The sequence below is a fragment of the Pseudomonas sp. BJa5 genome, assembly GCF_030272875.2.
GTDB lineage: Bacteria > Pseudomonadota > Gammaproteobacteria > Pseudomonadales > Pseudomonadaceae > Aquipseudomonas.
In genome coordinates this window covers 1-230 of record NZ_JALRNG020000256.1, presented here as the reverse complement: position 1 = coordinate 230, position 230 = coordinate 1, and the positions used below count along the sequence as shown (strand labels likewise).

Sequence of the window (230 nt, the reverse complement as noted above, 5' to 3'; positions counted from 1 at the left end):
CCGCCACATCCTGTTCGGGCTCGGCGTGCCGGACCGCCTCAAGGCTGGGGCCGAGGAGGGGTTCGGCGACATGGGGCACTTGTTCGGCATTGGCAAAACCCATCAGCTGGGTTTCCGGAAACACCAGCAGGTCGGTGTCGGCCTTGCAGGTGGCCATGGCATCCAGGGTGCGCTGGAGGTTGTAGGCGGTATCGCCGTCGCGGCCCTCCAGCTGTACGAGTTCGATCTTC

Annotated in this window: 1 protein-coding gene; it reads right to left on the bottom strand. The window is 65.2% G+C overall.

The genetic code is table 11. The features are described 5' to 3' along the window. On the bottom strand, positions 1-230 hold a 230-nt coding region (locus M2D63_RS26225), incomplete at both ends, for a nitrilase-related carbon-nitrogen hydrolase (RefSeq protein ID WP_285865938.1).